Genomic DNA, 5,047 nt, shown 5'->3' with positions numbered 1-5,047 from the left:
GCCATGTGCAATATCGATCCTGAAACGACGGCTTCCCTGGTTGCGACGGATAGCGATGGCGTCGAAATTCGGGCAGAAGCGCGGGTGCATGTCGATGGCGTGACCGAATCGGCGGAGTTCGCCCTGGCCATCGATCCGGACTTCACCGGGAAGGGACTCGGTCGAGCCTTGTTGTCCATGCTGATAACCGAATGCCGGAATCGCCAGCTGGTTGAGCTCTGGGGCGAAACGCAGTCTGAGAATGCAGACATGATCGGGTTGGCCAAAGGCCTGGGTTTCGAGCTGAAGCGGGAATCCGGTGACGCCTCCAACGTGAAAATGCGCCTGTCCCTGCAGGCTGGGCACACTTTGTTGCCGCGCTCCGACGCGGCCTGAGCAACATTTTCATCGCCGCCCATTCCGCACCAGTCGGCCGCTGCAAGGTAGACTGCGCGCCCGCGCTGGCAGCATCCTGCATCCGGCGCTGTTGCTGCCCACAGGTTCAATGACTCAAGCCACCCTGATCCCCTCCACGCTGCCCACCACTCCGAAGCAGCGTCGTCAATGGACCAATCCTCACGGTTCCGCCCTCGCCCTGGCCCTTGCGGAAGCGGGCCGAAGGCACCCTGGACTGGTCGTGGTCCTGACCCGGGATACGCATGGCGCACATGCGCTGGAATCGGAGATCCGTGTATTTGCCGATCCCGAACTGGAGGTTCTGCAGTTTCCGGACTGGGAAACCCTGCCGTACGATCTGTTCGCCCCGCATCCAGACATCGTGTCGCAGCGCGTTGCAACCCTGCATCGGCTTCCGCGGCTTGATCGTGGCGTACTCGTTGTTCCCGTGGCGACCCTGATGCAGCGCCTGGCACCACGCAGCTACATCAGCGGCTCCAGTCTCGTGCTCGACAGCCGCCAGCACTTCGATCTGGGCGCCGAGCAGCGTCGTCTGTCGGCCGCCGGATATCGCAACGTTCCGCAAGTGCTTGAACCCGGTGATTTCGCCGTTCGTGGGGCAATTGTCGATATCTTCCCGATGGGCAGCGCGACGCCGTATCGCATCGAGTTGTTCGACGAAGAGATCGACTCGATCCGCACCTTCGACCCCGAGTCGCAACGATCGGAGCACAAGGTCGACAGCGTGCACCTCCTGCCAGCACGCGAATTCCCGTTGACGGAGGACACTGCACGCAGCTTCCGCAACATGCTGCGCGAACGATTTCCGATCGATCCGCGCCGTTGTCCGCTATACCAGGACATCAAGGAAGGAACCGCGCCGGCCGGTATTGAATACTATCTTCCGCTGTTCTTCGCTGACTCGACTTTCGGAACAACCGAGACCCTGTTCGACTATCTCGCGCCGGGTGCATTGTTCGTGGTGGACGATGGAGCGCTTGATGCCGCCGATCAGTTCTCCAGGCAAACTGCCGAGCGCTACGAGCAGCGTGCGCATGACGTTGAACGCCCCATCCTGCCTGCCGGCGAGCTCTATCTGTCGCCGCAGGATCTCCGCGAACGCCTGAATCAGCAGATCCGAGTCGACCTGGTTGCCCCTGGCAGCGACGATCGCGCAATCGATCTGGGTACGCAACCCGTCCCCTCTTTGCCGATCAACCGCAAGGACGAGGCGCCCGCCGCCGAGCTGCAGCGCTTTGTTGCCACATACCCGGGCCGCGTGCTGATTGCCACTGAGTCGGCCGGTCGCCGCGAGGCCCTGATCGAACAGATCACGGCCGCCGGAATGTCGATCATGACGACAGCGTCCTGGCAGGAATTCGTCGGATCAGGACCCGCTCATCCGCTCGCCATCACGGTCGCTGCCCTTGAGCAGGGCTTCGCCCTGACCAAGCCACAAGTCAGCGTCCTCACGGAACGCGAATTGCTCGGCGAGCGGGCCCAGCAGAGCCGCCGACGCAAACGTTTCGCGCGCGATCCGGAAGCCGTGATCCGGGACCTGTCCGAACTGGCGACCGGAGCTCCGATCGTGCACGTCGATCACGGAGTCGGGCGCTATCAGGGCTTGCTCAAGCTTGATGTGGGCGGTGCCGATGGCGAGTTTCTTGCGATCGAGTACGCCAAGGGTGACAAGCTCTATGTACCCGTTTCCCAGCTGCATCTGGTTAGCCGCTATTCGGGGACTTCGCCGGAGCTGGCACCTCTGCATTCGCTGGGCGGTGAAGCCTGGGATAGAGCCAAGCGGCGTGCAGCGGAGAAGGTTCGCGATGTTGCCGCGGAACTGCTGGCGATCTATGCCCAGCGCGAGGCACGCCCCGGCACGGCCCTGAGCGTTGACCGGCTCATGTACGACCAGTTCGCCTCGGCGTTTCCATTCGAGGAGACGCCCGACCAGTTGCAGGCCATCGAGGCCGTCATCGCCGATCTGGCCCGGCCGCGCCCCATGGACCGCGTGGTCTGCGGCGATGTCGGTTTCGGCAAGACAGAAGTCGCCCTGCGGGCGGCATTCGTCACCGCCATCGCCGGCAAGCAGGTCGGTATCCTCGCACCGACCACCCTGCTCGCCCAGCAGCACTACCAGAACTTCCGCGACCGTCTGGCCGACTGGCCAATCCGCGTGGAGGTCCTTTCGCGATTCAAGTCAAAGAAGGAAACCAGCGAAGCGCTGGCCAAGCTCGCCGAGGGCAATATCGATATCGTGATCGGCACCCACAAGCTGCTTCAGCCTGACGTGAAGTTCAAGGATCTCGGCCTGCTGATCGTCGATGAAGAACAGCGTTTCGGCGTACGCCAGAAGGAGCAGCTGAAGAAGCTGCGCGCCGAAGTCGACCTGCTCACCCTGACCGCGACACCGATTCCGCGCACCCTCAACATGGCAATGTCCGGCCTGCGCGATCTATCGATCATCGCCACGCCGCCGGCACATCGTCTGGCCGTCAAGACGTTCATCGGCGCCTGGGATCCTGCCTTGATCCGCGAGGCGTTCCAGCGCGAGTTGCAGCGCGGTGGACAGGTCTATTTCCTGCACAACGAAGTCGACACCATCGAAAGGATGGCTCGCGAACTCGAGGCGCTGGTTCCCGATGCGCGCATTCGTATCGCACATGGCCAGATGCCCGAGCGTGAGCTTGAGCAGGTCATGCTGGACTTCTACCGCCAGCGATTCAATGTAATGGTCTGCACGACAATCATCGAATCCGGCATCGACGTACCCAGCGCAAACACCATCGTGGTCAACCGGGCCGACAAGTTCGGCCTGGCCCAGTTGCACCAGTTGCGCGGTCGCGTTGGTCGGTCGCACCATCGCGCGTATGCCTTCCTGGTCGTTCCCGACACCCGCTCGATTACGGCGGATGCGGAAAAGCGCCTTGAGGCACTGGCCTCGCTGGAGGAGCTTGGAGCCGGATTCACCCTGGCCACGCACGATCTCGAGATCCGCGGTGCCGGTGAACTGCTCGGCGAAGAACAATCCGGACAGATCGAGCAGGTCGGCTTCTCGATGTACCGCGACATGCTGGATCGTGCGGTGCGCGCCCTGAAGTCCGGAAAGGTGCCGGATTTCGACCTGACCAGCGAACACGAAGCCGAAATCGAGTTGCATGTGGCGGCGCTCATTCCCGACGACTACCTCGCCGACGTCAATGCACGCCTGACACTCTACAAGCGTATCGCCAGCGCCGAGGACGACGATGCGTTGCGCGACCTTCAGGTGGAAATGGTCGACCGCTTCGGATTGCTGCCAGACCAGGTCAAAAACCTGTTCGCAGTCACCGAATTGAAATTGCTGGCAACGCCGCTGGGTATTCGCAAACTCGAACTGGGTGCCAATGGCGGAAGAGTCAACTTCACGCCCAAGCCGAGCATCGATCCGATGACGGTGATCCGCATGATCCAGACCCTGCCCAAGGTCTACGCACTGGACGGCCAGGACAAACTCAAGATCAAGCTTAAACTGGAAGGCGCCAGTGAACGCATCCGCGTGGCGCGGGAGATCGTCGCGGCTCTGGCAAAGCGCACCTCGGGATGAAGCTGAGCCCGATCAGGACCTGACAGCGTGACGTTCACAAGCGCTGTGCATCCGCCATCAGGCTTCCGATTCTGCAGGCCGTCCATCGACCAGCGGTTCGAGTTGACTGTCCAGCGCAATCCGTTCGTCGAAGACAAAGCATCGGCCTTCGTATCCGAACCCGCCCACGTGCTCGAAGTAGCCAAGGATCCCGCCGTCGAGCTGGAAGACGTTGGCGATGCCTTCGGATTGCATCCAGAGCGCTGCCTTCTCGCAGCGGATTCCGCCCGTGCAGAAACTGACTACGGTCGTTCCTTCGAGTGCGCCGCGACACTCCGCGACAGCAGCCGGCAACTCGGTGAATTTGTCGATGGGCAGGGTCATGGCACCCTCGAAACTGCCATAGGCCACCTCCTGCTGGTTGCGTGTATCCAGCAGCACGAGCGGATTCCCCTGCTCGTCCTTGCCATTGGCAATCCAGCGCGCCAGCTCAGCCGGCGAAACCACGCGCGCCCTGCCGGCCAGCGGTTCCGCTTCCGCCTGTCGGAAACTGATGATCTCGGGCTTGACCTTGGCCTTCAAGCGCGCAAACGGCTGCGCGACGCTGTGGCTGCGCTTGATCACGATTCCGGCGAATGGCGGATCTGACTGCAGGCGTTGGACAAAGGCCTCGATTCCCTGGTCGGGCCCTGCCAGAAACAGGTTCAGGCCCTCCCTGGCAACCAGGATAGTACCCAGAAGTCCATGGTACTCGGCGCAATCGCGCAACTGAGCCACCAGGGATTCAGGGTCTTCGACTTCAACAAACCGGTAGGCGGCGATATTCAGGATCATTTGCCGATTTTACGGCATCAGCGCAGCGACGGTCGTGCCCTCTGACCAGCGCAGCCTCAGGCACTGGCTCTGGTCAGACAGATCAATCCGCGCTAAAAGGTCTTGCCCCTGCGATCGGGGCAACACCAAATCAACAGCAAGGTGCACCTGCACCAGTGAGGTCGTCATGTCCAAGGGTATGGATTCAAAGAAAAACACGAAAAAGAAACCGGAAAAGACGTTGAAGGAAAAGCGCGCCGAAAAAAGCGAGAAGAAAAAGAGCAAGTAGGTGAC

At 61.6% G+C, this 5,047-nt stretch carries 4 protein-coding genes; 2 read left to right on the top strand and 2 right to left on the bottom strand.

Annotation, left to right across the window (positions count from 1 at the left end):
* Positions 1 to 375: N-acetyltransferase family protein (locus WBP53_RS05585; RefSeq protein WP_423926774.1), on the top strand; the 375-nt coding region annotated here is incomplete at its 5' end.
* 109 nt (positions 376 to 484) lie between these two features.
* Positions 485 to 3,961: a transcription-repair coupling factor gene (gene mfd / locus WBP53_RS05580; RefSeq protein ID WP_423926772.1), complete on the top strand. Its 3,477-nt coding sequence runs from the start codon at positions 485 to 487 to the stop codon at positions 3,959 to 3,961.
* A 57-nt stretch (positions 3,962 to 4,018) separates the two neighbouring features.
* Here mfd and WBP53_RS05575 read toward each other — a convergent pair whose 3' ends face one another.
* A complete protein-coding gene (locus tag WBP53_RS05575; RefSeq protein ID WP_423926770.1) occupies positions 4,019 to 4,774 on the bottom strand; it encodes a sulfurtransferase in 756 nt (251 codons plus the stop codon).
* A 9-nt stretch (positions 4,775 to 4,783) separates the two neighbouring features.
* Positions 4,784 to 5,047, bottom strand: a 264-nt coding sequence (locus WBP53_RS05570) for a hypothetical protein (RefSeq protein WP_423926768.1), incomplete at its 5' end; no start/stop codon positions are given.

Source organism: Dokdonella sp., from assembly GCF_049593775.1.
GTDB lineage: Bacteria > Pseudomonadota > Gammaproteobacteria > Xanthomonadales > Rhodanobacteraceae > Dokdonella.
Note: the sequence above shows the minus strand (reverse complement) of the source record. Positions and strands in the feature narration are given on the sequence as shown.

Excerpts from the sequence above, each read along its gene's own strand:
- mfd (WP_423926772.1), top strand. The coding sequence starts at position 485 with ATGACTCAAGCCACCCTGATCCCCTCCACGCTGCCCACCACTCCGAAG.
- WBP53_RS05575 (WP_423926770.1), bottom strand. The coding sequence starts at position 4,774 with ATGATCCTGAATATCGCCGCCTACCGGTTTGTTGAAGTCGAAGACCCT.